The sequence below is a fragment of the Stenotrophomonas sp. ZAC14D1_NAIMI4_1 genome, from assembly GCF_003086775.1.
Lineage (GTDB): Bacteria > Pseudomonadota > Gammaproteobacteria > Xanthomonadales > Xanthomonadaceae > Stenotrophomonas.
Genome location: NZ_CP026001.1, coordinates 4,412,579 through 4,438,381, shown reverse-complemented (window position 1 = coordinate 4,438,381; position 25,803 = coordinate 4,412,579). Strand labels below are relative to the sequence as shown.

Sequence of the window (25,803 nt, the reverse complement as noted above, 5' to 3'; positions counted from 1 at the left end):
TCATTGTCCGCCATCGGCCGGTGACAGGCCGGCAACGAAGTGTTGCAGGGCGGCGGCCACCTCGTCGGCGTGGCCGAGGAAGGGCGCATGGCCGCCGTGGGCCACGGTGAGTGCCTGCGCGCCCGGCGCCAGTGCGGCGGCGGCCTGCATCGCGGTGGGGGACACCAGGCGGTCGCGCTGGCCGGCAATCCACAGGCTGGGCTTGCCCAGCGCCGGCAGGGCGCCGCGCAGATCGGTGCCTTCCAGCAGGCGCAGGCCTTCCAGCAGGGCGCGCTCGCTGGGGGCGCCGCGCTCGACCAGGCGCTGGCGCAGGGTGCGCAGCTCCTCGCGGGCGTGCGCCGAGCCCATCACGTCCAGCGCCAGGAAGCGTTCCAGCGTGCCGCTGAAGTCCGTGGCCAGGTCGCGCCCGAACTGCTCGAACACGGCCGGTTCCACCGCATGCGGCCAGTCTTCGCCACGCACGAAGCGCGGCGTGGCCGCGATCATCGCCAGCCCGCGCACCTTCGGCAGGGTGGCTGCCGCATGCAGTGCGAACAACCCGCCCAGCGACCAGCCGCACCACACCGCCGGTGGCGTGGCGGCGGCAATGGCGTTGACCACGTGCGGCAGGCGCAGCGGGGTGCTGTCGTCGCGGCTGTGGCCATGGCCGGGCAGATCGACCACGTGCAGGGTGAAACGGTCGGCCAAGCGCTGCACCAGCGGCGCGAACACGCCGCCCTGCAGGGCCCAGCCATGGATCAGAACCAGGTCCGGCCCGTGGCCGGTGACGTCGATATGCATGGGGTACGACGGGCGCGTGTCAGGCCAGCGCCGGCAGCGCAGGCGGCAACAGTTCGTGCGGCGCCGAGGCGACGCGATCGCGCGCCACGGCGATCGCTTCGACCAGCTCGCGCACCTGCTCGGGCGTATGCAGCGCGGACAGGGTGACGCGCAGCCGCGCCTTGCCTTCGGGTACCGTCGGCGGGCGGATGGCACCGACCAGCCAGCCGGCTTGTTCCAGCGCCTGCGACATCGCCACGGCGGTGTGGTCATCGCCACACAGCAGCGGCTGGATCGGGGTTTCCGAGGCCATCAGGTCGAGCCCGAGACGGCGCGCTTCGCCGCGGAACAGCGCGATCAGGTCGGCCAGCTTGGCCCGGCGCCAATGGTCGCGGCGGGCCAGCCGCACCGCTTCCAGTGCCGAGGCTGCCAGGGCCGGCGGCAGGGCCGTGGTGTAGATGTAGGGGCGTGCGGTTTCGGCCAGATGCTCGATCAGGTCTTCGCGGCCGAGCACCAGCGCACCGGCGCTGCCCAGCGCCTTGCCCAGGGTGACCAGCTGCAGCGGCACGTCGTCCACGCCCAGGCCTGCGGTCGCGACGGCACCACGGCCATCGCCGAGCACGCCCACGCCATGCGCGTCGTCCACGTAGAACAGTGCCTGCTGCAGGCGCGCGACCAGCGACAAGGCACGCAGCGGTGCAACATCACCGTCCATGCTGAAGACACCGTCGGTGGCCAGCATCGCCGCACCCTCGGGTGCGTGCTTGAGCTGGCGCATCGCGCCTTCCGGGTCCAGGTGCGGGTAGCGGCGCAGGCGCGCACCGGCCAGGCGCGTGGCATCCAGCAGGCTGGCGTGGTTGAGCTTGTCCTGCACGCAGACGTCGTTCTCTTCGCTCAGCAGCGCCTGCTGCACCGCCAGGTTGGCGGCGAAGCCGCTGCCGAACAGCAGGGCGCGCGGGTAGCCAAGCCAATCGGCCACTTCGCGTTCCAGCGCATCGTGCAGTGCGTGATGGCCGCAGACCAGGTGCGAGGCACCGGCGCCGGTGCCATCGCGCGCGGCGGCGTCCTGCAGCGCGTTGACCACGCTGAACTGCTGGGCCAGGCCCAGATAGTCGTTGCTGCAGAACCCGGTCAGCCAGCGACCGTCAATTTCCAGGCGCACGCCATCACGACGGGTGACCGTGCGCCGCGGGCGGCGACGGCCTTGTGCATCGCGCAACGCGCGCTGGGCTTGGAGGCGGGCGGTCAGGTCGGGGCGGGCCATGCTGGCTTCAGGCGACGACGGGGCGGCTAGGGTAGCGCGTTGCCGCCACGCCTGCTCGACGCCCCAATCACGCGGCGTGTCACGCGGCGTGGGCGCAGCCACTACCGGGGCCATCGGCGCTGATATCGGCATGCACGGTGCCGCCGTGGTCGTGGCCTTCGGCATCCACCTGCACCGGCATCGGCTGCAGGCCCAGGCGCGCGAACAGGGCAAGGTCGCGCTCGCTTTCCGGGTTGCCGGTGGTCAGCAGTTTCTCGCCGTAGAAGATCGAGTTGGCACCGGCCAGGAAACACAGCGCCTGCAGCTCATCGCTCATCGCCTCGCGACCCGCCGACAGCCGCACCATCGAGCGTGGCATCGCAATGCGCGCCACCGCGATCATGCGCACGAACTCGAACGGGTCCAGTTCCGCGCTGCCATGCAGCGGGGTACCGGCCACCTGCACCAGCTTGTTGATCGGCACCGAATCGGGATGCGCCGGCAGCGTGGCCAGCGCCAGCAGCAGGCCGATACGCTGCGCGCGCGTTTCGCCCATGCCGACGATGCCGCCGCAGCAGGTTTTCAACCCGGCATCGCGCACGTGGCCGAGCGTGTCCAGGCGGTCCTGGTACTGGCGGGTGTGGATGATCGAATCGTAGTAATCCGGTGCGGTGTCCAGATTGTGGTTGTAGTAGTCCAGCCCGGCATCCTTCAATGCGCGTGCCTGCTCGCCCGTGAGCATGCCGAGCGTGGCGCAGGTTTCCAGGCCGAGTGCCTTCACCCCGGCGATCATCGCGGCCACCTTGGGGATGTCGCGGTCCTTGGGCGAGCGCCACGCTGCGCCCATGCAGAAGCGCGATGCACCGGCCGCCTTCGCCTGGCGCGCCTTGGCCAGCACCGCGTCGGTGTCCATCAGTTTCTGCGCGCTTACACCGGTGCTGTAGCGCTGCGCCTGCGGGCAGTAGGCGCAGTCCTCGGGGCAGCCGCCGGTCTTCACCGACAGCAGGGTGGATACCTGCACCTGGGCCGGATCGAAATGCGCGCGATGCACGCTGGCGGCGCGGAACAGCAGCTCCGGCAGGGGCAGGTCGAACAGCGCCTGCAGTTCATCGTGCTGCCAGTCGTGGCGGATGGCAGAAGCCATGGCGGGACCCTGGGGAGTTGGAGCGAGGGCGGCAGTGTGGGTGGGTTGGCAATAACTGTCAACTTACATTTATGCAAATAGGTTTACAGCATTCCGGCGCTGGCGTGCCGCTAGACTGGGCCGCCGAGCGAAGGAACTGCCATGGATCTGCCGCGCTTCACCTATCACCCCGACCCCGTCGCCACCGGCAGCGTGGTCGCTGCCGACACGCCCTGTGTCTGCTGCGGGCAGGCGCGCGGTTACGTCTATACCGGGCCGGTGTATGCCGAAGAGGAGTACGCGCAGCAGATCTGCCCGTGGTGCATTGCCGATGGCTCGGCACATGAGCGCCTGGGTGTCACCTTCAGCGACGAGGAAGGCGTGGGCGGTGGCGGCGAGTGGGATGAGGTCGACGAGGGCATCATCGACGAAATCGCGCAGCGCACCCCCGGCTTCAACGGCTGGCAGCAGGAACAGTGGTGGACGCACTGCGGGGATGCCGCGCAGTTCATCGGCCGCGCCGGCCGCGCCGAACTGGAAGCACACGGCAAGGATGCGGTGGTGGCGATCCAGGACAGCACCGGGCTGGACGACGGGCCGCAGTGGCAGCACTTCCTTGCCGCGTTGGACAAGGATGGATCACCGACGGCCTACCTGTTCCGCTGCAGGCACTGTGGCGTGGTGGGTGGTTACCAGGATTGCGACTGACGCGTACTGATGGAGCCCTTCGACGCCCGCGCCGGATGCTGGCAGCCAATCACCCGCGACGAACTCGATGCGTTGGTTGCTGCCCAGCTGGCCCGCTGCACGCGCGACCAGCAGGCCGCCTTCGCTGCACAGCGCGTGCCGTTCCATGCGGTGCCGTTGCATCGCCTGGGTACGGTCGAACCGGTCTGGGTCGTCGCCCATCTCGCTGACGGGTGGCTCTACTACGAGGACGTGGAAGAGGGATTCGAGATGGGTGTGCCCGGCGAAGACGGTGCGCTGCCGGCGCGAGGGTGCAACCAGTACGAGCTGACGCACATCCTTTATCAACAAGCGCATGCCGGCCTGAGCCGGCAGCGCTGATTCATCCGTGGCCGCACGCGCGGCCGCGCATCACACCTGGGCCATGCCGCCATCGACAAAGAACTCGATGCCGTTGACGAAGCTGGCCGCATCCGAGGCAAGGAAGGCCACGGCATTGGCCACTTCCTGCGGTTCGCCGAGGCGGGCCAGCGGCACCTGCGCGGCAAGGTGATCGAACAGGCCCTGGCGTGCTTCGTCGGGCACCAGGTCGCCCAGGCCGGGGGTGCGGATCGGGCCGGGGCTGACCACGTTCACCCGGATGCGGCGCTCCTTCAGGTCCAGCGCCCACGAGCGGGCGAAGTTGCGCACCGCGGCCTTGCTGGCGCTGTACACGCTGAAGTTGGCCGTGCCTTGGATCGAGACAGTGGAGCCGGTGAGGATGACCGAAGCCCCATCGACCAGCAGCGGCAGCGCCTTCTGCACGGTGAACAGCACGCCGCGCACGTTGGTGGCGAAGATGCGGTCGAAGTGTTCTTCGGTGATGGCGCCCAGCGGCAGCATGTCACCGCCACCGGCATTGGCGAACAGGATGTCCAGGCGGCCGGCCTGGCGGGCGATCTGCGCGTAGACCGCATCGAGGTCGCTGGGCTGCGCGGCATCGGCACGGATGCCGGTGGCCTGGGTGCCGATGGCGGCCACGGCGGCGTCCAGTTCAGGCTGGCGGCGGCCGGTGATGAAGACCTTGGCGCCGAGGCTGGCCAGGTGCTGGGCGGTGGCCAGGCCGATGCCGGTGGTGCCGCCGGTGACGAGGGCGATCTTGCCGTTGAAATCAGTGCTCATGGTGTTCTCCTGTAAGGGCTGCCGGGGAGGGGGGGGCAGCGGGTGGGAGAATGATGGGCGGCGGCGCGCCCTCGATAAATCATGCGCAATGACAATGACTATGCATGTGTGTGCATAATCAATCGCATGAACCAGCTCAATGCCATCCGTGCCTTCGCCCGCGTCGTCGAGGCCGGCAGCTTCACCCGCGCCGCCGATTCGCTGGACATGCCCACCACCTCGTTGAGCAAGCTGGTGCGCGAGCTGGAAACGCACCTGGGGGTGCGCCTGCTGCAGCGGACCACGCGGCGCGTAGCGGTGACCGCCGAGGGCCAGGCGTACTACGAGAAGGCCGGCCGCCTGCTGCGTGACCTGGAGGATGTCGACGCCTCCTTCAGCGCTGCACGCGGCGCACCCCGCGGCCTGCTGCGCGTGGACATCGGCGGCTCCACCGCGCGCGATGTGCTGATTCCCGTGCTGCCTGACTTCATGGCGCGCTACCCGGACATCCGCATCGAACTGGGCGTTTCAGACCGCGCGGTGAACCTGATCAGCGAGAACGTGGACTGCGTGATCCGCGGCGGCGCGCTGGATGATTCCTCGCTGGTGGCCCGTCACCTGGGTGATGCGCACCTGATCACCTGCGCCAGCCCACGCTACCTGAAGGCGCATGGCATTCCCGCCTATCCCGAAGAGCTGCGCAACGGCCATCGGCTGGTCAGCTACCTGCTGCCGTCGAACGGCCGTGCGGTGCCGTTCCGGTTTCGCGGCGAAGACGGTGCGTTCGAGATCAAGGCCGAGCATCGCATCGGCATCAACGAAAGCAACGCGCACCTGGCCGCCGCCATTGCAGGCATGGGCCTGGTGCAGACCTTCGGCTATGCGGCCGGCGCGGCGCTGCGCAGCAAGGCACTGGTGGAAGTGCTGCAGCCGTGGCGGCCGGCGCCGTACCCGTTCCACGTGGTGTACCCCAACAACCGGCACGTGACGCCGCGCCTGCGGGTGTTCATCGACTGGCTGGCGCAGGTGTTGCCGCCGTTGCTGGCGGGTGAGGCGTAGCGGGCTGCACGGTACGTGGTCTGCTGACGCAGGCACGGGACATCTGCTGATGGCGCAGAGGCGCGCACGCGGCAACCCTGAGCCATGCGCCTTTCCCACCTCCTCGCCGATCACCTGCAAGCCGCCCTGCACCTGCTGCTGCCGCTGCGCTGCCTGGTCTGCGGCGATCCCGGCCACGACGGCCTGGATCTGTGCGCCGCCTGCCTGGACGACATGCCCTGGTCCGGCCGCGCCTGCCTGCGCTGTGCACTGCCGCTGCCGGACAGCGCGCTGCCGGTCTGCGGCACCTGCCGCGAGGAGGCGCCGCCGCAGGCTGCCACCCATGCCAGCCTGCTGTACCTGCCGCCCGTGGACCAGCTGCTGGTCCGCTACAAATTCCACCAGGATCTGGCCGCCGGCCGACTGCTGGCGCAGTTGATGCTGCGTCTGCCACCACCGTGGGCGTGCCCGCCCTTGGCACCGGTGCCGTTGCATCCGCGGCGCCTTCGCCAGCGCGGTTACGACCAGGCCGGCGAGCTGTGCCGGCTGCTGCGCCAGCCGGTGTGGCGCGGCCTGTACCGGCGCCGGCACACTGCGCCGCAGTCGGAGCGCAGCGCCGATCAGCGCCGCGACAACCTGTTCGACGCCTTCGACGTGCGCGGTGCGGTGCCACCGCGCCTGACCGTGGTGGACGATGTGATGACCACCGGCAGTACCGTGCTGGAAGTGGCGGAAACGCTGCGGCTGGTTGGCGCCGACGAAGTGCGCGTGTGGGTGTGCGCGCGGGTGCCGTGAGTGCCCGTGCCTGTGATGCACATCGGTAGAGTCGACTGTTAGTCGACTGGCACCATCCGGATCGAAAGACAGTCGACCAACGGTCGACTCTACCCAGCCTACTGCCCCGCGGGTGCCGTGATGGTGCCATCAACGGGGCGGGCGCTAGGATGGGCCAGGAACCTGATCGAAGGAGTGGTCATGCTGTCTCCCGAATCTTCCCCGTCGCCGCTGTTGTCGGCCATCGGCCGCAGCTGGTCGATCCTGCTGCTGTATGGCGTGGTCGCGCTGGGCTTTGGCATCACCGCAATCGGCTGGCCGATGGCCGCAGCCACCGCGCTGGCCTGGGCACTGGGCCTGATGGCCATCGTCGAAGGGGTCATCAGCCTGATTGCGTTGATCAGCGGCGGCAGCGGCGCGCCGCGGGGCTGGCTGCTGCTGTACGTGGTGGCCTCGCTGGGCTTCGGCACGCTGGCGGTGATCAATCCGCTGGCCACCGCCAGCGTGCTGGTGCTGCTGCTTGCCGCCTGGCTGCTGGTGGCGGGCATCTACCGCATCGTGTTCGCCGTGCGCGTGCGCAGGCATATCCGGGGCGAGTGGGTGCTGATCCTCAGCGGCGTGCTGGCCATCGTGCTCGGCCTGCTGTTTGCGGCCAACCCGCTGGCCGGGGTGGCGGTGACCACCCTCTGGATGGGGATCGGCAGCCTGCTGTACGGGCTGCTGCAGATTGTCGTGGCACTGAAACTGAGGACGCTGGCGTGAGGGCCGCGCTTCCGTTGCTGCTGGCCGCGGCGCTGGGTTTGACCGCCTGCATGCCGGGCGCACCTGCTGATGCGCCGGTGGGCAGGCAGCAGGCACCGCGCCCCGGCGTGGACGTGCGCCTGAGCGCGGTCGATGCGGAGGGCAAGGGCACGCCGGTTGAGTGGCAGGGCGAGGCACTGGCCCTGCGTGAACCGCCGATTGCCGGCAGCGCGGACATCGCCGATGTGCGCTATGTGCTGGACAATGGCAACCAACCGGGCCTGCAGATCCGCTACCGGCCGGAGGCACACCAGCGCATCCACGATGGCACCGCAGCCCTGGTGGGCCAGCGTGCGGCCATCAGCGTGGATGGCCGCGTGCTGATGGTGGCAACGGTGCAGGGCCCGTTCGGCGAATCAATGCTGCTGAGCGGGCTGTCCAGCATTGCCGAAGCGCAGGCGCTGGAAAAGCACATCACCGGCAGATGACCGGCGCGCCGCCACTCCCGCGCTACGCGCGGAGGTCGACCAAGGTCGACCGCTACCTGGCAAACCGTGCTTCGATCTCTTCCAGCGACTTGCCCTTGGTTTCCGGCAGCCACAGGGCGGCCACCAGGAAGAACACAAACGTGCAGCCGGCCCAGAACAGGAACATGCTGGCATAGCCATGGTGCCCCACCGTGGGCAGGAAGATGGCGGCAATGGTGGTGGATACGAACTGGTTGATGAGCAGGGCGATGCTCATGCCATTGGAGCGGATGCGGTTGGGCATCAGTTCCGACAGCGCCAGCCACACGCACACGCCGGGGCCGACCGCGAAGAAGGCCACGAACACCAGGATGCACGCGGCCACGGCCCAGCCGTGTGCCGGTGGCGGCACCGGGCCGATGCGTGCCTGTTCGATGCGCAGCGGTGCCTGCGCGGCGCTGGCCGGGTCGGCGAAGGGGTTCAGGTGCAGGTGGCGGAAGAACGCGCCGATGACGCTGTCCGGCTGCACGGTGCCGGCACGCGCGATGCGCAGTTCGCGGTCACCCAGGTTGTCGCTGCGCAGAGCACGCACGTTGGTGAAATCGCCATAGGCATACGACACGGTGAGCTGCATCGGCCGGCGCTCGCTGTCGGTGCCAGCGGCCAGGCGCTGCCACTGCGCGTCATCCAGCACCAGCTGCAGGCCGTCAACACTCACTGCGGCCTGCAACTGCGGCTGCACATCGGCGCGACCGCGCTCGGCTTGGAAGAACAGCGTGGCCGCGGCCAGCAGGGCCACGCAGATGCCGCCGCTGCCCAGCATCAGCAGGAAGCGGCGGCCCTTGCGGTCGACCAGCAGCAGGGCGACGACGGTCATCACCGCGTTGAGCAGCTTGATGGCCACGTCGGCGCCGTTGGCCACCGAGCCGGACAGGCCGGCCTGGTTGAGGATGTTGACCGCGTAGGCCAGTATCGAATTGATGCCGGTGGCCTGGGTGCAGGCCAGTACCACGCAGGCCAGCAGGAACGGCACCACGTAGCGGCGGCTCAGCAGCGGATCACGGCGGCCATCGCTGCTGCGCGTTTCCGGTGCCTGGATCTGCGCCAGCGTGGGTTCCACATCGGCAGCGGGCAGCACGCGCCGCAGGCTGCGGCGCGCGTCGTCCACGCGGCCACGGCGTACCAGCCAGCGCGGTGATTCGGACAGCCAGAAGATGCCGGCACAGAACAGCAGGCCCGGTGCCAGGCAACTCCAGAAGATGGTGCGCCAGGCGTGGTCCTTCACCACGAACAGTTCCTGCGCCTGCTGTGCCAGCGGCAACGAGCGCACGGCCTCAGCGGCGGCATCCACGGCATGCGCCTGGTACAGGCCGATGAGTGCAGCCAGCACCAGGCCGATGGTCAGCAGCAGCTGGAACATCGCCGCACCGCGGCCGCGCCGCTCGGGACTGAGCACTTCGGCCAGGTACAGCGGCACCACCACGCCGATCAGGCCCCCGCTGATGCCCTGCAGCAGGCGGCCCAGCAGCAGCGGCGTGTAACCCGAGGCCAGCGCCATGATCGGGATGGAGGCGGTGAACAGCAGGCCCGCCAGCAGCATCGCGCCGCGTCGGCCGATGAGGTCGGCCACCATGCCGGCGAACAACGAAGACAGCACGCTGCCCAGCAGCACCGCTGCAACCACGAAGCCGAGCTGTTGGCTGCTGAGCTGCCAGGCGTGGCTGGCGGTGGCTTCCAGGTAGGGCAGGGCACCGGCGATGATGCCGATGTCGATGCCGTACAGCAGGCCGCCGAGGCCGCCGATGAAGAGCAGGTAGCGAACGGGCCAGCGCGGGGCGGTGGGTGCGGTCATCGACAGGTTCCCAGGTAGCGCCGGGCCGTGCCCGGCGGCGTTTCAATGCGGCGTTCGCGCCGCACGGCGTGCATCAGGCGTGTGCAGCGTTCAGATCGACAACATGCCCACCCACCACCACCTGCTGCAGGCGCAGTGCGGCGTCCAGCACCACCAGGTCGGCGCGGGCGTCGGGCGCGATGCGGCCGCGATCGTCCAGGCCGAGGTACGCGGCGGGGAAGGTGGAGACGCGCTGCGAGGCATCGGCCAGGTCCAGGCCCACCTGCACCAGGTTGCGCAGCGCCTGGTCCATGGTCAGCGCACTGCCGGCCAGCGAACCGGTGGCCAGGCGCACGCAGCCGCCGCACTTGTGCACGCGCTGTTCGCCCAGCGCGTATTCGCCATCGGGCATGCCGGTGGCCGCGGTGGCATCGGTTACCGCGTACAGGCGCGGAATCGCGCGCGCGGCCAGGCGGATCACGCCGGGGTGGATGTGCTGCAGGTCGGGAATGATTTCCGCGTACTGCGCATGCGCCAGTGCGGCGGCGGCAATGCCCGGGCGGTAGTGGTCGACGCCGGTCATGCCGTTGAACAGGTGGGTGAAGCCGGACGCGCCGGCCTGCAGCGCGGCCACGCCTTCCTCGTAGGTGCCGGCGCTGTGGCCCAGCTGCACGCGGATGCCCATCGCCGACAGCGCGGGAATCAGCGCTGTGTGCTCGCCGATCTCCGGCGCCAGCGTCATCACCCGGATCGGCGCCAGCGCGTGCAGCTGCTGCACCAGCGCCAGCGTTGCCTCGATCGTGCGGTTGGGCTGCGCGCCCAGCCGCTGCGGGCTGATGAAGGGGCCTTCCAGATGCACGCCGGCGATGGTCGCGGCCTCGGCATCCGGCGCCGCCATCGCGGCGGCAACGCCCTGGAGCGCATGCTCGATCTCGTCCAGGCCGGCGGTCATGGTGGTCGCCAGCAGGGTGGTGGTACCGAAGCGCAGGTGGGTGCGGGCGATGGTGCGGGCCACCTCGCCGCCCTGCATCAGGTCCACGCCGGCCGCGCCGTGCACGTGCAGGTCGATGAAGCCGGGCAGGATCACCGGCAGCTGCAGATCGTCGGCCCCACTGTGGTCATCCACCTGCAGCTGGCGCACGTGCGAATCGAACTGGACATGGCCACGGCGCCAGCCCAGCGGGGTGAGGATGCGGCCGTGCAGGGAGCGGGTGTCGGTCATGGCGGTGTCTCGGCGATGATCACTTCGATGCCCAGCCGCTGCAGCCCCTCGCGGGTGGCATCGTCGATGCCGGCATCGGTGATGATGGCGTGGATCTGATCCAGGAGCGCGATGCGGTGCAGGCTGACGCGGCCGAACTTGGAGGCGTCGGTGAGCACCACGATGCGGCGCGCGCGCTCGACCATGCGGTGGTTGAGGCGGGCTTCGGCTTCGTCGTGGGTGGTCAGGCCGAACTGCAGGTCCAGGCCGTCCACGCCCAGGAACAGGGTGTCGAAGCTGTAGGAGTTGAGGCTGGCCTCGGCCTGGCTGCCCTGCAGCGAGAGCGACTGCTGGCGCAGCAGGCCACCGGTGAGGAGCACGGTGATGCCCGGCGCGTTGGCCAGTTCCCAGGCGATGTTCAGGCCGTTGGTCATCACCGTCACGTCGCGGTGGCCGCGCAGGTGGCGGGCCAGGGTCATCGTGGTCGAGCCGGAGTCGATGATGATGTTGTCGCCGGCCTGCACCAGCCGCGCGGCGGCGGTGCCAATGGACTCCTTCAGCGGCAGGTTCAGCGCATCCTTCTCGTGGATGTCCTGTTCCTGCGGCGGCGTGCGCACCAGGGTGGCACCGCCGTGAGTGCGGGTGGCCAGGCCCTGCGCCTCGAAGTGGGTGAGGTCGGCACGGATGGTCACCGCCGACACGCCGAAGCGCTCGACCAGATCGGCCACCTGCACCGAGCCATGCTCGATCAGCAGCTGCAGGATCTGTTGCCGGCGGGAGCGGGTGTTGCGCATGGCCATCTCTCGGTTTCGTCAGGAAAGGTAGAGATTAGCCGTTCGCAAGAACGGAGGCAGCCGAACTTGCGTTCTGCTTGCGGGTGCCCGCCTGGTTGGCGCTGCAGGCGCGGGCGTATTCGCCCAGGCACTGGCCGATGCGGTGCTGCACCAGCGCGCTGGGGGTGTTGGCCAGGCGGCCTTCGCGCACGGCGCGGTACTGCTCGGGCAGGTACTGGCTGAGCAGCACCAGCGGCGGCGCCTGCCGTTCCAGGTTGGCGAACAGGGTCTGCACCGCCTGCAGCAGCGCCGGCTCGCCCCAGTAGTAGCGGCAGCGGTCGCTGAAGGAGAAACGGCGCAACAAGCGCAGTTCGGCTTCGTCACCCTGGTAGTAGGGCTGCCAGTACTTCGGCTGCGCCTGCATCACTTCATCCAGTACCAGCGGCAGGCGCGAACACTGCGCCGCTGGCAGCAGGTCGGCCTCGATGGCGGCCAGCGCGAACAGCGCCTCGCGGTAGGCGAAGGTCGCCGCCGGGCCCACCTTGAGGATGGCGAAGTGGTCGCGCACCAGCGCATGCAGGCCGCTTTCGCGCTGGTAATCGGTGGAATGCGCTTCGAACACGATGCGCGGCTGCTGTTCGAGGAAATCGGCCAGCGCATCGGCTGCCGCGGGGTCGTACTCGTGCACGCTGCTGTGGTCGAAATCCACGCCCGGCTGCACCACCATCGCGATCACCCGCTGCCACGCATCGCGCAGCTGCGGCGTATCGAAGGCGTGCTGGTGGATGGCCAGCGTCTGCGCAGCGGCGGCCGGCGTGGTCACCTGCAGGCCGCCGGCCAGCGAGGCTTCGCCACCGGGTACCGGCACTTCGGTGCCGATGACATAGACCGGCGGCGGCAGGCCGTGTTCGGCGGCGGTGCGCTCGGCGATCTCGGCCAACTCGGCCGAACGTGCGGCGACGATCGCATCGGGCAGCGGCACCGGGTCGTCGGCGCAGGACATGCTGCAGTCCAGGTGGATCTTGTGGAAGCCGGCGGCCACGTAGGCCTCGATCAGCACGCGCGCATGGGTCATGGCTTCGGCGGCCGGGCGCTTCTGCCAGGCGTTCGGGCCAAGGTGGTCGCCACCGAGGATCAGCCGCTCGCGCGGGAAGCCTTCTTCATCGGCGAGGGTGCCGACGTAATCGCGGTACTGCGGCGGGGTCATGCCGGTGTAGCCGCCAAACTGGTCGACCTGGTTGGACGTGGCTTCGACCAGCAGCACGGTGCCGTGCGCCAGCGCCACGTGCATGGCCGCGCGCAGCACCTGTTCGTTGCTGCAGCAGACGCTGTACAGGCCGACGTTGGCACCGGCGCGGTGGGAGGCAAGCAGGGTCTGCAGCGGGGACATGGTCAGGCTCCGGTCGATCAGGAAAACGAGGGTTGGCAGGCCAGCAGCGCGGCACCGCGCGCACCACCGGCATCGCCGAAGCGCGGCGGCACGATGGGCGGCACCTGCGCGCCGGCAAACAGATGGGCGGCCACCGCCGAAGGCAACTGCTGGTACAGCGGCGCGTACTGCGAGAGGCCGCCGCCGAGCACGATCACGTGCGGGTCCAGCGCCAGCACCAGTGCGGCCAGGCTGTGGCCGAGCAGGTCGCGGTGGATGTCCAGCGCCTGGCGGGCGCGTGCATCGCCGGCCTCGGCCAGGGCGATCACCGCGCTGGCATCGCGCGCGCTGCCACCGAGGTGGCGTTCGATCATCGCCACGCCGCTGCCGGACACGTAGCGCTCCACGCAGCCCTGCAGGCCGCAGCCGCAGTCCAGCAGGGGCAGGCCGTGGCGCTGCAGCAGGTGGCCGGGCACGCTCCAGTGGCCCCATTCGCCAGCCAGGCCGTTGAAGCCGGTCAGCAGGCGGCCCTGCAGGCAGAAGCCACCACCGGCACCGGTGCCGAGGATGGCGCCGAACATGCTGGGGTAGCCATCGGCGGCTCCACCGTGCGCCTCGGACAACGCAAAGCACTGCAGGTCATTGCCGAAGTGCAGCGGACGCTGCAGGCGGGCCTGCAGGTCGTGGGCGACGCACTGGCCGGTCAGCGCCGGCACGTTCGCGCTGAGCTGGCGGCCGCTGCGGCGGTCGCGCACGCCGGGCAGGGCGATGCCGATGGCGGCGTCACTGCGGCCCAGCGTGGCATCGGCCTCGGCCACCAGTGCAACGACGGCCTGCAGGAAACCGGCGTAGTCGCCCTGTGGCGTCGCCACGCGGCGGCGCCAAGTGACCTGCATCGCCGCATCGCACGCCACCAGCTCGATCTTGGTGCCGCCGATGTCGATGCCGTAGCAGGCGTGGGCGATCAGCTCAGCCATGGTGGATGGTGACGCCCTGGACGACGCGGTTGACGGTGCCGTCCGGGAACGGATTGTCCGGGGTCAAGCCCAGCGCGGCCGAGCGCTGCAGCGCGAACAACTGGGCGAAGCCCAGCCACACCGGCGCCAGCCACGGGTCGTCCAGTGCCGGCACGGTCAGCGTGTACTCGTCGTCCGCGCCGATATCCGCATGCGGGCCGATCGCCAGCACCTGCCCGGCCACGCCGTCGCGGCGCAGTTCTTCCAGCAGGTCCTGTTCGTAGCGGCGTGCCAGCGGCTGCACGCTGCGCAGCACCACCACCAGGGTGTCGCCGTCCAGCGTGGACTTGGGGCCGTGGCGGAAACCCAGCGGGGTGTTGGCCAGCGCCAGCACGCGGCCGGCGGTCAGTTCCAGCACCTTCAGCGCGCACTCGCGGGCCAGCGCTTCCAGCGGTCCGCTGGCCAGGTAGATCACCCGGTTGAACGGGCGCTGCGCCAGTGCCGCCACCGGCGCATCCCACTGCGCCAGGCCTTCGCGGCCCAGAGCGGCAATCTGCTTCAGGCGTGCGCTGCGCGCCTCCCACGGCGAGCGGTCGAACATGGTCAGCGCGGCCAGCAGCATGCAGGTCAGGCTGCTGGTCATGGCAAAGGCGCGGTCGCAGCTGGCCGAAGGCATCAGCAGGGTGAAGGTATCGCTGCGGCCGGCACCACGGCGGGCCAGTTCGCCGTCGGCATTGCAGGTGATGTCGAGGAAACGGGCGTCGGCCACGTCGGCGCGCACGCGGTCGACCGCAGCCACGCTTTCCGGGCTGGAGCCGCTGCGGCCAAACGACACCAGCAGCGTGGGGCGGTCGCGCTGCAGGTACAGCGCCGGGTGGGTCAGCAGGCTGGTGGTATGCACCACGCGCACCTCGGCCGGCCACTGCGCGTTGATCGCATCGGCCACCATTTCGGCGATGAAGCCGGAGCTGCCTGCGCCGGTGAACAGCACGCGCTGGTTGGGATCGTTGAGGCTGTCGCCGAGGAAGGCCTGCAGGCGGTCGCGGGCACGCGACAGGTCCTGCGCAAGGGCTTCCCACAGCGCCGGCTGCTGGGCGATTTCGGTAGCGGTATCGGCTCCGCCCCGGCGCTGCCAGGCGGACACATCGGAAAGCAGGGTGACGTCCATTCGGAGGTTCCAGTTGGGCCAGCGCACCATCAGTGTTTTCTTTCGAAATGTCAAACATCGAAAGCAAAAAGAAAGAAATGGCTTGACGCAGCTTGCTCGTCAACAGGGAGATCCAGAAACGCAAGAACCGGCCGAATGCCGTATCGCACAATGCTTAACAGGGGTTTGCAAGCGCTTACACAAAGTATTGCGACGCAACAACTTTCGTTTCTACCAAATATATCTTCCTTTTTCCTTTCAGTTTATTGACATCTTTCGAATCCCTGCCCTAGAGTCGGCCGCAACTGCTTTCGAAACGCCCGGTAAACGGGTTGGGAGTTCGTGTGGAGAACCGCATTCGTCGCTCGCCGCTGCTGCTGGCCCTGCTGCCGGCATTGATGCTGGCAGCGACATCGGCCCAGGCTGAGCCGGTCGGCAACCTGCGTTCGGTCAGCGCCAGTGACAGCCGCGACGGCGTGCACGGCTGGGACCTGCAGACCGACAGCGGCGCGCGCATCCGCATCGAACTGCCGGCCGCGGACATCCTCCGCGTGCAGGCCGGCCGCAACGGCAAACTGACCGGCGCCGGCGACAAGGCCGCGCCGATCGTGCTGCCGCAGCCCAAGGCGAATGTGCGGGCGCAGCTGGAAGAAGACGCACAGGAAATCCGCGTGCGCACCGACGCCCTGGTGCTGCACGTGCAGCGGCAGCCGCTGCGCCTGCGCCTGGAGCGCCTGGACAACGGCCAGCCCACTGCGCTGTGGCAGGAACTGCAGCCGCTGGACCTGGATGCCACGCAGAGCGTGCAGGTGCTCTCCTCGCAGGCCGACGAAGGCTACTTCGGGGGTGGCCAGCAGAACGGCCGCTACCAGTTCAAGGGTCGCGAGCTGGAGGTGTCCTATTCCGGCGGCTGGGAAGAGGGCGATCGCCCGAGCCCGGCGCCGATGCTGCTCAGCAGCCGTGGCTGGGGCATGCTGCGCAACACTTGGAGCGATGGCAGCTACGACCTGCGCCAGGCCGACCAGGCCACCCTGCTGCACCGCGAAGACCGCTTCGACGCCTACTACTTCGTCGGCGCGGACCTGCCGAAGCTGATCGAACGCTACACCCAGCTGACCGGCCGCCCGAACATGGTCGCGCGCTGGGCGCTCTCCTACGGCGATGCCGACTGCTACAACGACGCCGACAACAGCCGGAAGCCCGGCACCGTGCCCGAAGGCTGGAGCGACGGCCCGACCGGCACCACGCCGGATGTGATCGACAGCGTGGCCAAGCAGTACCGCGAACATGACATGCCCGGCGGCTGGATCCTGCCCAACGACGGCTACGGCTGCGGCTACCAGAAGCTGCCGGAGACCGTGCAGGGGCTTGCCAAGTACGGCTTCCGCACCGGCCTGTGGACCGAGAACGGCGTGGACAAGATTGCCTGGGAAGTGGGCAAGGCCGGCACCCGGGTGCAGAAGCTGGACGTGGCCTGGACCGGCAAGGGCTACCAGTTCGCGATGGATGCCAACCGCCAGGCGTTCAACGGCATCCTCGACAACTCCGATTCGCGCCCGTTCCTGTGGACGGTGATGGGCTGGGCCGGCATCCAGCGCTACGCGGTGGCCTGGACCGGCGACCAGAGCAGCAGCTGGGATTACATCCGCTGGCACGTGCCGACCCTGGTGGGCTCGGGCCTGTCCGGCATGGCCTACGCCAGCGGCGACGTCGATGCGATCTTCGGCGGCAGCGCCGAGACCTTCACCCGCGACCTGCAGTGGAAAGCGTTCACCCCGGTGCTGATGGGCATGAGCGGCTGGTCGTCGAACGCGCGCAAGCACCCGTGGTGGTACGACGAGCCCTACCGCAGCATCAACCGCGATTACCTGAAGTTGAAGATGCGCCTGACCCCGTACATGTACGGGCTGGTGCACGAGGCCGCGCAGACCGGTGCACCGCCGGTGCGCGGCCTGATGTGGGACAACCCACGCGACCCGCACGCGCAGGATGAAACCTACAAGTACCAGTTCCTGCTTGGCCGCGACCTGCTGGTGGCGCCGGTGTACCGCAGCCAGGCGGCCAGCCGTGGCTGGCGCCGCGACATCCACCTGCCGGCCGGCGGCTGGATCGACTACTGGGATGGCCGCCGCGTGCAGGCCGGTGCCGAGGGACGCCAGCTTGACCGCCAGGTGGACCTGGCCACGCTGCCGGTGTTCGTGCGCGCCGGTGCGATCCTGCCGATGTATCCGTCGATGCTGTTCGACGGCGAGAAGCCCCTCGATGAAGTGACCTTCGACCTCTACCCGCAGGGCGAAGCGCAGTACACGCTGTACGAAGACGACGGCACCACGCGCCGCTACCAGAAGGGCGAATCGAGCACGCAGGTGGTGCGCGTGCAGGCCCCGGTGCAGGGCAGCGGCCCGGTGCAGGTGCAGATCGACGCGGTGCAGGGCAGCTACAACGGCCAGCTGGCACAGCGCCGCTACGGCCTGCGCGTGCTCAGCCGGCAGGCGCCGCGTGCAGTGCAGGCCGGTGGCCGCGCGCTGCCGACGCTGGCCGATGCGGCGGCGTTCAACAGCGCCAGCGAAGGCTGGTACTTCGATGCGAAGGACCGCCGCGGCACCCTGCATGTGCGTACCGCCACGCAGGACATCCGCCAGCCGCTGCAGCTGCAGCTGGATTTCGCCGTGGCCGCTGCGGCTGCCGACGATGCCTTCCCGGCCGCGCCGGTGCTGGGCCGCGAACTGCCGGCCGACAGCCTGCTGGTGGTCAATCGTCCGGCCGAAGAACCGGGCCACGCGCTGGAAAACGCCTTCGATGATGACCCCGGCACCTGGTTCCGCAGCGTGCGCAACCAGGCCGTGCGCACCGGCGCCCACGAGTGGGTGGTCGGCTTTGGCGAGCGGAAGATGATCGACGGCATCGAGATCGCCCCGCGCAACGACAAGAACTGGAAGCACGGCCAGGTCCGCGACTACGAGGTCTATCTGGGTGACAGCAATGGCGAGTGGGGCGAACCCATCGCGCGTGGCCGCCTGCAGTTGAAGGAAGGTGTGCAGCGCATCGACTTCCCGGCCCACGCCGGCCGCCTGCTGCGCTTCCGCGTGCTGAGCGTGCAGAACCCCGAAGGCGACGGCGCCAGCAGCACCGATCCGATGGTCACCGCCGCACAGGGCAGCGCCCGTGCCTTCGATGCACTGCAGCCGCGCGATGTCGGCCCGATCGCGCTGTCCACCTTCCACATCCTCGAGCACCAGGAACCGGAGCGACCGGCCCGGCAGCAGTATCTCTCCGAGCTGCCGGTGCCGGCCGCGCTGGCCAGCCAGGTGCGCGCCGACCAGTCCTTCCGTGGCGACGCCGGCCTGCGCATGAACGGCCTGCAGTTCCGCCGTGGCCTGGACGTGGGCGGCAACAGCCGCATCGACCTGCGCCTGCAGGGCGGCTGGAACCTGCTGCGCGCCGATCTCGGCATCGACGATGCCTGCCGCGCCGCCGGCGGCCTGCAGTTCCAGGTCTGGGGCGATGGCCGCCTGCTGTACGACAGCGGCCTGGTGAAGGCCCCCGGCGTGGTCAAGCCGGAACTGGACATCCGTGGTCTTTCCGCCCTGAGCCTGCGCACGCTGGGTGCGCAGGGCAGCCAACCCGCCCAGGTCTGCGCCAACTGGGCCAACGCCGTGCTGATCGGCCAGGAGGGCGACTCCGCCAGCATCGTCGCCCCATGACCCCCACGTAACACCGCTCCTCCCCCCGCCCATTCCGACTACGGCTTTCGAGCCGTGGCCCGGGAGCGTTTTGCCCGCCAATCGCTTTCGCGCCGCCCACCCGCGCCGCACCCCTGCCAGGAGAGAACCCCGATGTTGCCCGCACGCCACCCCCGTCCCCCCTGTCGCTCGATCGCTCCGCTGTCGCTGGCCATCGCCGGCGTGTTGTTGTCGATCGCCCTGCCTGCTGCCGCCCAGGACAGCAAGGACAACGCCACCGACCTGGCCCGCATCGAGGTCACCGGCTCCAACATCCGCCGCACCGACGTTGAAACCGCATCGCCGGTGCAGGTCATCAGCAAGCAGGACATCCAGAACATGGGTGCGCGCACGCTGCTGCAGGTGCTGGACAACCTGCCGGCCGCGCGGCCCGCGCAGCAGGATTCGCGCTCGCTGTTCACCGGTTCGGACGGCGCCTCGCAGGCCAACCTGCGTGGCCTCGGCGCACAGGGCACGCTGGTGCTGCTGAACGGCCGCCGCCTGTCGTACTACGGCGCACCGGCGGGCTTCCAGACCCAGTTCGTCAACATCGATGCGATCCCGGCGGCAGCCATCGAACGCATGGAAGTGCTGACCGACGGCGCCTCGGCGGTGTACGGCACCGACGCCGTGGCCGGCGTCATCAACGTGATCACCAAGCGCAACTTCCAGGGCGCGGAGATCAACTTCACCAACGACACCTCCTCGCGCATCGATTCCTACGGCGAGCGCCAGGCCAGCATCACCGCCGGCTTCGGTGACCTCACCGAGAACCGCTTCAACGTCTACGCCGCGGTGAACATGTACCGCCGCGACGCGATTCCGCTCAGCGATTTCTACGACAAGCGGCCCAGCCAGTACTACGTCAACAACCCCAATTACCTGACCAACCTGCGCCTGGGCGTGGGCAGCAAGCCGGGCCAGTTCAACCCGGGCACGTACTTCGCCTTCGACCCGGTGACCGGCCGCCGCGTGCAGGAAGCCGCACCGGGCTGCCAGAACGTGCTGCAGGGCCAGGCCGCCGGCCCCAGCTGCGTCTGGGAAACCTGGATGAACAACGAGATCGATGCCGGCGCCAAGTCCGAGCGCAACACTGCCTACCTCAACGGCACTTTCCTGGTGGGCGACAACACCGAGATCTTCGCCGAGGCCACCTACACCGACATCGACCTGCGTGCCAACGGCGGCACGCCGCGCACCTACGGCACCACCACCGGCAACCCGACCAGCTGGTTCTCGCGTGATACCGGCACCTCGGTCAACCAGTTCCTGTACCCGTACCTGGGCCCGAACAACGAGTACAACCACGCCAGCCCCGAACTGAAGGCGATGATGGGCGGCGTGGTCGGCCTGCAGTACCTGCTGCAGGATGCCGGCGCCAACTACTTCGGCCAGCGCAACACCGACCAGAGCTACCGCGTGCTGACCGGTGCGCGTGGCAACGTGGGTGACTGGAACTGGGAGACCGCCTTCGCCACCGCGGGCACGCACTCCACCACCTACCAGACCATCAACGTCAACCTGAAGGGCTTCGAGAAGGCCTTTGGCCCGTACTCGGTGGACCCGGGTACCGGCCGGGTCATCATTTCCGACCACCCGGCGTACAAGTTCGGCGAGATCAGCGAGGCCAACGCCGCGCTGATCCGCGAAGCATTCCCGACCTTCGACATCCAGTCCTGGACCCGCCTGCACACCCTGGACGGCAAGATCGAAGGCCCGCTGTTCCAGCTGCCCGCCGGCGAGATGCGCGCGGCCTTCGGCTTCAATGCCAGCCGCGAAACCTTCTACACCCCGGGCAATCCCGATGCCGCCGCCGGCCTGATCACCCAGCAGGGTGGGTCGTGGTTCGACGGTGCGCGCAACACCTATGCGCTGTTCGCCGAAACGGTGGCGCCGATCACCGACAAGCTGGAACTGGATGCGGCGCTGCGCGTGGACAAGTACCCGAACTTCAGCGCCAATGTCGCACCGAAGATCGGCTTCAAGTACCAGGCCTTCGACCAGCTGATGCTGCGCGGTACCTATTCCACCGGCTTCCGCGCGCCCAGCCTGGCCGAGTCGGGCAGTGGTGGTGTGTTCGCCCAGCTGGGCGGCTACCGCGACGAAGTGCGCTGCGCCGAGACCAACGCCATCGCCGATCTGTTGCGGCAGTCGCAGCGTGCCGGTGACGTGGACCTGGGCAAGAGCCTGGCCAACGTCGACTGCAGCCGCACCGTCGCCCGCATGACCCAGCCCAACCAGGACCTGAAGCCGGAGAAGGCCAAGATCGCCACCCTGGGCTTCGTCTACGAGCCGGCCAGCTGGCTGTCGGTGTCGGCCGATTACTGGTTCATCTACCGCAACAACGAGATCGTCGCCCCGGATTTCAGCCGCGACACCGACATCATCTCCTCCAGCCGTTCGCCGATCACCGACGCCGACCGCGCCAACCTGGCCCAGCTGGCGGCGATGTGCGCCGACCCGGCCAGCGGCGTGAGCTGCCCGGCCGTGCTGCCCGGCTACAGCGTGGGCAACGTGGCCAGCGTGGTGGGCCAGTACAAGAACCGCGGCAAGACCCTGGTCGATGGCTTCGACGTGGATGCGCGCAGCCGCTTCTCGCTGGGTGAATGGGGCGGGCTGAACGTGGGCCTGGCCGCCACCATCGCCAACCGCAACCGCTACTACATGGATGATGAAAGCGGCTGGTACTACGGCGACGTGGTGGGCTACTACAACAACCCGCGCCTGCGCGCCACGCTCAACGCCGACTGGACCTACAAGCAGGTCACCACCAGCATGTTCGTCAACTACGTGGGCGGCACCAAGTGGGCCCGCGACCGCGTGGACGAAGTGGACAACAACAAGGACACCTGCACCGCCGGCTTCCTTGCGCTGGAGGCCAGCAAGTGTGATGGCGCGCCGTCGTGGTGGACCGCCAACCTGAGCGTCACCTGGCGCCCGGATGACGCCTGGAACCTTAGCTTCACGGTCAAGAACCTGTTCGATCGCCTGCCGTTCTACGATCCGAACAGCTTCCTGGGCGATTCCAGCGACTACGCCACCATCTTCGGCCGCGGCTACAGTGTGACCGTCGGCTACCGGTTCAAGTAATTCCGTTCGTGTGACCCTGGTGCGCCGGTCGTGGCCGGCGCACCTTCAAGAGGAGAGTGTTTGCCATGAAGCGTAGGGAATTCATCGCGGCCAGCGCCGCCGTCGCCGCCAGCAGCCTGCTGCCGCAGACCCCCGCCTGGGCGGCAGGGCGCAAGGTGCGCCTGGCCCTCATCGGTACCGGCATGCGTGGGCTGGTTCTGCTGAAGGAGCTGGTGCGCCGGGACGATGTGGAGGTGGTCGCGCTGTGCGACATCGAGCCGATCATGCTGGGCCGCGCCGTGGACATGGTGGCCAAGGCCGGCAAGGCCGCGCCGAAGACCTACGGCCAGGACCGCGACACCAACGCGTGGAAGCGCCTGCTGGAACAGAAGGGCATCGATGGCGTGGTCATCGCCACGCCGTGGGAATACCACGCACCGATGGCGATTGCCGCGATGCAGGCCGGCGTGGCCGTCGGCTGCGAAGTGGTGGCCGGCATCACCCTGCAGGACCACTGGGACGTGCTGAAGACCCAGCTCAACACCGGCACGCCGTACATGCTGCTGGAAAACGTCTGCTACCGCCGCGACGTGATGGCCGCGCTGCAGATGGTGCGGCAGGGGCTGTTCGGCGAACTGGTGCACCTGCAGGCCGGCTACCAGCACGACCTGCGCGGGGTGAAGTTCAATTCCGGCGATCCCAACCAGCCCTACGACAGCGGCGTGGAGTTCGGCCCCAAGGGCTGGAGCGAAGCGCGCTGGCGCACCGAGCACTCGGTGCAGCGCAACGGCGAGCTGTACCCCAGCCACGGCATCGGCCCGTGCGCGATGTACACCGGCATCAACCGCGGCAACCGCTTCACCCACATCAACGCGTTCGCCACCAAGGCGCGTGGCCTGCACGACTACACCGTGGCCAAGAGCGGTGGCACCACCCACCCCAGCACCAAGGTCAAATTCAAGCTGGGTGACATCGTGACCACCACGCTGGCCTGCGAGAACGGCGAGACCATCCTGCTGCAGCACGACACCTCGCTGCCGCGCCCGTACTCGATGGGCTTCCGCGTGCAGGGCACCAAGGGCCTGTGGATGGACGTGAACCATTCGATCCACATCGAAGGCCGCAGCCCGCCGCACCAGTGGGAAGAGTTCAAGACCTACCAGGACCAGTACGAACACCCGCTGTGGAAGCAGAACGCCGCCACCGCGGCCAGCGCCGGCCATGGCGGCATGGACTGGTTCGTCATCCACGCCTTCGTGGAAGCGCTGAAGGCCAAGGCACCGATGCCCATCGACATCTATGACGCGGTGACCTGGAGCGCGATCACGCCGCTGTCCGAGCAGTCGATCGCCAACGGCTTCCAGACGCTGGAATTCCCGGATTTCACCGCCGGCGCATGGAAGCAGCGCAAGCCGATCTTCGCCTTCGACGGCAAGTACTGATCTGTGCCCCACGGTAGCGCCGGGCCATGCCCGGCGTTGCCGTCTCCGCTCGCACTACACTGATGCTCCCAATACCGGCGGAGCCCCAGCCCATGGCATGGCAGAAGATCAGCGACCAGCCGGACCAGCGTTTCCTCGGTCCGTTCCGCATCGAATTCTGGCGCATCCACGAGGGCCGGGTGTTCCACCAGGGCCGGCTGCTGCGCAAGGCCGATGCAGCGAGCTTCGAGTTCATTCCGGCGCACTTCTTCATCGGGCGCGATGCGCACGCGGTCTACCACGCGTGGACCCGGCAGACCTCCATCGACCGCGACAGCTTTCGCCAATGTGGCGAATACTGGCTGGACGACCATGCCGTCTACTTCGAGTACGAGACCTCGCTGAAGGCGCTGGCCGGGGCGGACTGCACAACGTTCCGCGATCTCGGTGGCGGCTACGGGGCCGATGACCAGGGCGGCTGGTACTGCGGCCGGCGGATGAAGCACTGCCTGCGTGGCGACCTGCTGCAGGGGGTGGCAGAGGACCCGCTGTACGCCGTTGATGACAGCAACGTCTACTGCGACGGGAAGCCGCTGCCCGGGGTGGATCGCGCGCGCTGGCAGCTGCTGGACGGGTGCTTCTCGGGTGATGGCAGCCGGGTCTACTACCTGGAACGGAAGCTGCCGCGGGTGGACGCGGCGACGTGGCGCTGGCTGGAAAGGGGCTGGTCGCGGGATGCGACGCAGTTGTTCAACATGTACGAGGTCGAGAAGGACCCTGAGCTGCGGGCGCTGCATGGGCTTGGGTGACTGGGGCGCGCGGAGGCTCGCGCTGACGATCGGCCATGGCGCTGTGCCGCCGGCTGAAGCGCAGGGCGGTGGGGCTGCTCTGGGAGCCGGGGTGTTGCTGGGGGCGTCCTGCTGGGAGGCGGGGCCTGCTAGGGCAGACGGGAGCAGGGGAAGATGGCGCGCCCGGAGGGATTCGAACCCCCGACCAATGGCTTCGGAAGCCACTACTCTATCCGGCTGAGCTACGAGCGCGTTGTCGCTTCCACGCGTCATCGGCAGTACCGTGACGGGCGCCGCAACCATTAAAAGCGATGCGGGATGGGCATTCTATCCGGAAATGCAGGACAAATCTGCCCCCTCTGAAAAATTCCTTTGGACCGGATGCAAGACCTGCCTACGCAATTTTCCCGGTCATGGCAGTGGCGGGGATCTAATGGGCAGATATTAATGAGGGACGGCCTTCGGCGGCCCAAGCAGCCTTGCCCGCTGATCGGTTGGCGGCAGTTGGGCGATGATGTGGCTCATGGCTGGATCAAACTCAGATGTGGAATAAGCGGTGGCACCCAGCCGGAAGACTTGGATCACATAAGGATCCACTCCTGTCTTAACGTGTCCCGATGACCAGTTTTTCTGGCCTGAATAATACGGCGCCAGATATGCAAGCGCATGCTTGATAAGCGGCTTGCCATTGGCCTGCTCCTGCCAGAGAGAATTTTCCGACTGGCCAGAGAGCCGGGCGAGATAGATGACGGAGCGGAGCCCGTAGACCGAGTACATCGCCGAATTGGCCCGGGTCATCTCACGGGGCATGCTGCCGTCTGGAGCGAACTGAGCCCTGATAAGACCTCTTGCTGCTTTGATCTGGGACTCTGCGCGAGCATCGTCACCACTGTAGAGCGAAAACGCAGCGACCTGTGCTCGGTACCAGCTGCCATGATTGTTGGACTGCGCGCTTTCCCTGCGGCCGAAGTCGCTGCCGATCAGCCAGTCTGCGAGTTCCTTGAACCAACTCTTCAATCGAGTCTCTTCAGACTGAGAAAGTGCTCCTGAATCCTGAAGCAGGGCAACGTAGTCCAGCATCTCAACCAGCACCACGCCTTCAATTATTCCGCTAAAGTGTCCGTCGTTGGCACCAGGGCGCATTGCCGCGAAGCGGAAATTCGGATTCATTCGTGTGTCGGGATTGATGAACCAGACCTTCAACAGCTGCCCGGCTTTTACTGCATACTCGCGCTTGCCTGAGAGTCGGTAGGCCAGCGCCAGTACGTTGATACTGCGCACGGTATCGTTGTAGCGCTTCCGGTCAAAGTCGCCATCTTCTGCCTCGGGGTTCCTCTCACTGTCCCTTGTTGCATACGCAGCGCTTTCGGGCTTGGAAGCATCGCGCCATGCGTATTTGGCCATTGCAAAGAAATCGTGCTTATCGCCAGAGGCAGCCACGCGGCGCTTATCCATCACCGAGGCTGGTGCGCGCTGAAGGAGGCGGTCCGCGCGCCTCAGTAGGTCCCCGTATGCTGGCTTCACGGCTTCATTCCCGGCCGCAATCTGTTCCCT

The 25,803-nt window shown here is 68.2% G+C and carries 21 protein-coding genes and 1 tRNA gene; 10 read left to right on the top strand and 12 right to left on the bottom strand.

Going from position 1 to position 25,803, the window contains the following annotated elements; all coding sequences use genetic code 11:
* The 3 genes from bioH to bioB form a co-directional block, all read right to left on the bottom strand.
* A complete protein-coding gene (bioH, locus tag C1927_RS20105) occupies positions 1–780 on the bottom strand; it encodes a pimeloyl-ACP methyl ester esterase BioH (protein WP_108747618.1) in 780 nt (259 codons plus the stop codon).
* Between the two features lie 19 nt (positions 781–799).
* Positions 800–2,023 (bottom strand): 8-amino-7-oxononanoate synthase, encoded by a 1,224-nt coding sequence (gene bioF / locus C1927_RS20100; protein ID WP_108747617.1) that lies wholly within the window; start codon positions 2,021–2,023, stop codon positions 800–802.
* 79 nt (positions 2,024–2,102) lie between these two features.
* Entirely contained in the window at positions 2,103–3,146 is a 1,044-nt protein-coding gene (gene bioB, locus C1927_RS20095) for a biotin synthase BioB (RefSeq protein ID WP_079224078.1), read from the bottom strand.
* 141 nt (positions 3,147–3,287) lie between these two features.
* Here bioB and C1927_RS20090 point away from each other — a divergent pair, with 141 nt between their 5' ends.
* Both C1927_RS20090 and C1927_RS20085 read left to right on the top strand, forming a co-directional pair.
* Positions 3,288–3,833 (top strand): CbrC family protein, encoded by a 546-nt coding sequence (locus C1927_RS20090; RefSeq protein ID WP_108747616.1) that lies wholly within the window; start codon positions 3,288–3,290, stop codon positions 3,831–3,833.
* Positions 3,834–3,842: 9 nt separating this feature from the next.
* The gene (locus C1927_RS20085) at positions 3,843–4,193 is read left to right on the top strand and encodes a hypothetical protein (protein ID WP_079224074.1); all 351 of its coding nucleotides are present in this window, start codon (positions 3,843–3,845) and stop codon (positions 4,191–4,193) included.
* 30 nt (positions 4,194–4,223) lie between these two features.
* Here C1927_RS20085 and C1927_RS20080 read toward each other — a convergent pair whose 3' ends face one another.
* Positions 4,224–4,973 (bottom strand): glucose 1-dehydrogenase, encoded by a 750-nt coding sequence (locus C1927_RS20080; RefSeq protein ID WP_079224072.1) that lies wholly within the window; start codon positions 4,971–4,973, stop codon positions 4,224–4,226.
* Positions 4,974–5,099: 126 nt separating this feature from the next.
* On the opposite strand from C1927_RS20080, the gene C1927_RS20075 reads away from it, so the two are divergent.
* The 4 genes from C1927_RS20075 (at position 5,100) to C1927_RS20060 (ending at position 7,993) form a co-directional block, all read left to right on the top strand.
* Positions 5,100–6,011, top strand: a complete 912-nt coding sequence (locus tag C1927_RS20075; protein WP_108747615.1) for a LysR family transcriptional regulator — start codon at positions 5,100–5,102, stop codon at positions 6,009–6,011.
* Between the two features lie 84 nt (positions 6,012–6,095).
* On the top strand, positions 6,096–6,785 hold the full coding sequence (locus C1927_RS20070) for a ComF family protein (RefSeq protein ID WP_108747614.1): 690 nt from the start codon (positions 6,096–6,098) through the stop codon (positions 6,783–6,785).
* A 180-nt stretch (positions 6,786–6,965) separates the two neighbouring features.
* Positions 6,966–7,526 (top strand): DUF308 domain-containing protein, encoded by a 561-nt coding sequence (locus tag C1927_RS20065; RefSeq protein ID WP_108747613.1) that lies wholly within the window; start codon positions 6,966–6,968, stop codon positions 7,524–7,526.
* A complete protein-coding gene (locus C1927_RS20060) occupies positions 7,523–7,993 on the top strand; it encodes a hypothetical protein (RefSeq protein ID WP_079224064.1) in 471 nt (156 codons plus the stop codon). The genes C1927_RS20065 and C1927_RS20060 overlap by 4 nt, the downstream gene beginning before the upstream one ends.
* Positions 7,994–8,045: 52 nt before the next feature.
* Here C1927_RS20060 and C1927_RS20055 read toward each other — a convergent pair whose 3' ends face one another.
* The 6 genes from C1927_RS20055 to C1927_RS20030 all read right to left on the bottom strand — a co-directional run bounded on the left by C1927_RS20055 (position 8,046) and on the right by C1927_RS20030 (position 15,270).
* Positions 8,046–9,824, bottom strand: a complete 1,779-nt coding sequence (locus tag C1927_RS20055; protein ID WP_108747612.1) for an MFS transporter — start codon at positions 9,822–9,824, stop codon at positions 8,046–8,048.
* A gap of 73 nt (positions 9,825–9,897) precedes the next feature.
* A complete protein-coding gene (nagA, locus tag C1927_RS20050; RefSeq protein WP_108747611.1) occupies positions 9,898–11,025 on the bottom strand; it encodes an N-acetylglucosamine-6-phosphate deacetylase in 1,128 nt (375 codons plus the stop codon).
* A complete protein-coding gene (locus C1927_RS20045) occupies positions 11,022–11,798 on the bottom strand; it encodes a DeoR family transcriptional regulator (protein WP_079225420.1) in 777 nt (258 codons plus the stop codon). Before C1927_RS20045 ends, nagA begins: the two co-directional genes overlap by 4 nt.
* Positions 11,799–11,832: 34 nt before the next feature.
* Positions 11,833–13,167 carry a D-tagatose-bisphosphate aldolase, class II, non-catalytic subunit gene (locus C1927_RS20040; protein WP_108747610.1) on the bottom strand — a complete coding sequence of 445 codons (1,335 nt, stop codon included), beginning with the start codon at positions 13,165–13,167 and terminating at the stop codon, positions 11,833–11,835.
* Between the two features lie 17 nt (positions 13,168–13,184).
* On the bottom strand, positions 13,185–14,123 hold the full coding sequence (locus tag C1927_RS20035) for an ROK family protein (RefSeq protein WP_079224057.1): 939 nt from the start codon (positions 14,121–14,123) through the stop codon (positions 13,185–13,187).
* Positions 14,116–15,270, bottom strand: coding sequence for an SIS domain-containing protein (locus C1927_RS20030; RefSeq protein WP_108747609.1), 1,155 nt, complete (start codon positions 15,268–15,270; stop codon positions 14,116–14,118). Before C1927_RS20030 ends, C1927_RS20035 begins: the two co-directional genes overlap by 8 nt.
* 323 nt (positions 15,271–15,593) lie before the next feature.
* Between C1927_RS20030 and C1927_RS20025 the strand changes: the two genes are divergently transcribed.
* The 4 genes from C1927_RS20025 to C1927_RS20010 all read left to right on the top strand — a co-directional run bounded on the left by C1927_RS20025 (position 15,594) and on the right by C1927_RS20010 (position 24,270).
* Complete coding sequence (locus C1927_RS20025; RefSeq protein ID WP_108747608.1) at positions 15,594–18,953, top strand: TIM-barrel domain-containing protein; 3,360 nt, start codon at positions 15,594–15,596, stop codon at positions 18,951–18,953.
* Between the two features lie 132 nt (positions 18,954–19,085).
* On the top strand, positions 19,086–22,061 hold the full coding sequence (locus C1927_RS20020) for a TonB-dependent receptor (protein ID WP_108747607.1): 2,976 nt from the start codon (positions 19,086–19,088) through the stop codon (positions 22,059–22,061).
* A gap of 65 nt (positions 22,062–22,126) precedes the next feature.
* Positions 22,127–23,482 carry a Gfo/Idh/MocA family oxidoreductase gene (locus C1927_RS20015; protein ID WP_108747606.1) on the top strand — a complete coding sequence of 452 codons (1,356 nt, stop codon included), beginning with the start codon at positions 22,127–22,129 and terminating at the stop codon, positions 23,480–23,482.
* A 92-nt stretch (positions 23,483–23,574) separates the two neighbouring features.
* Positions 23,575–24,270: a DKNYY domain-containing protein gene (locus C1927_RS20010; protein WP_108747605.1), complete on the top strand. Its 696-nt coding sequence runs from the start codon at positions 23,575–23,577 to the stop codon at positions 24,268–24,270.
* Between the two features lie 154 nt (positions 24,271–24,424).
* Here C1927_RS20010 and C1927_RS20005 read toward each other — a convergent pair.
* Positions 24,425–24,501: transfer RNA gene (locus C1927_RS20005), tRNA-Arg, on the bottom strand.
* A gap of 192 nt (positions 24,502–24,693) precedes the next feature.
* The gene (locus tag C1927_RS20000; RefSeq protein WP_159095399.1) at positions 24,694–25,704 is read right to left on the bottom strand and encodes an alginate lyase family protein; all 1,011 of its coding nucleotides are present in this window, start codon (positions 25,702–25,704) and stop codon (positions 24,694–24,696) included.
* Positions 25,705–25,803 lie beyond the last annotated feature (99 nt).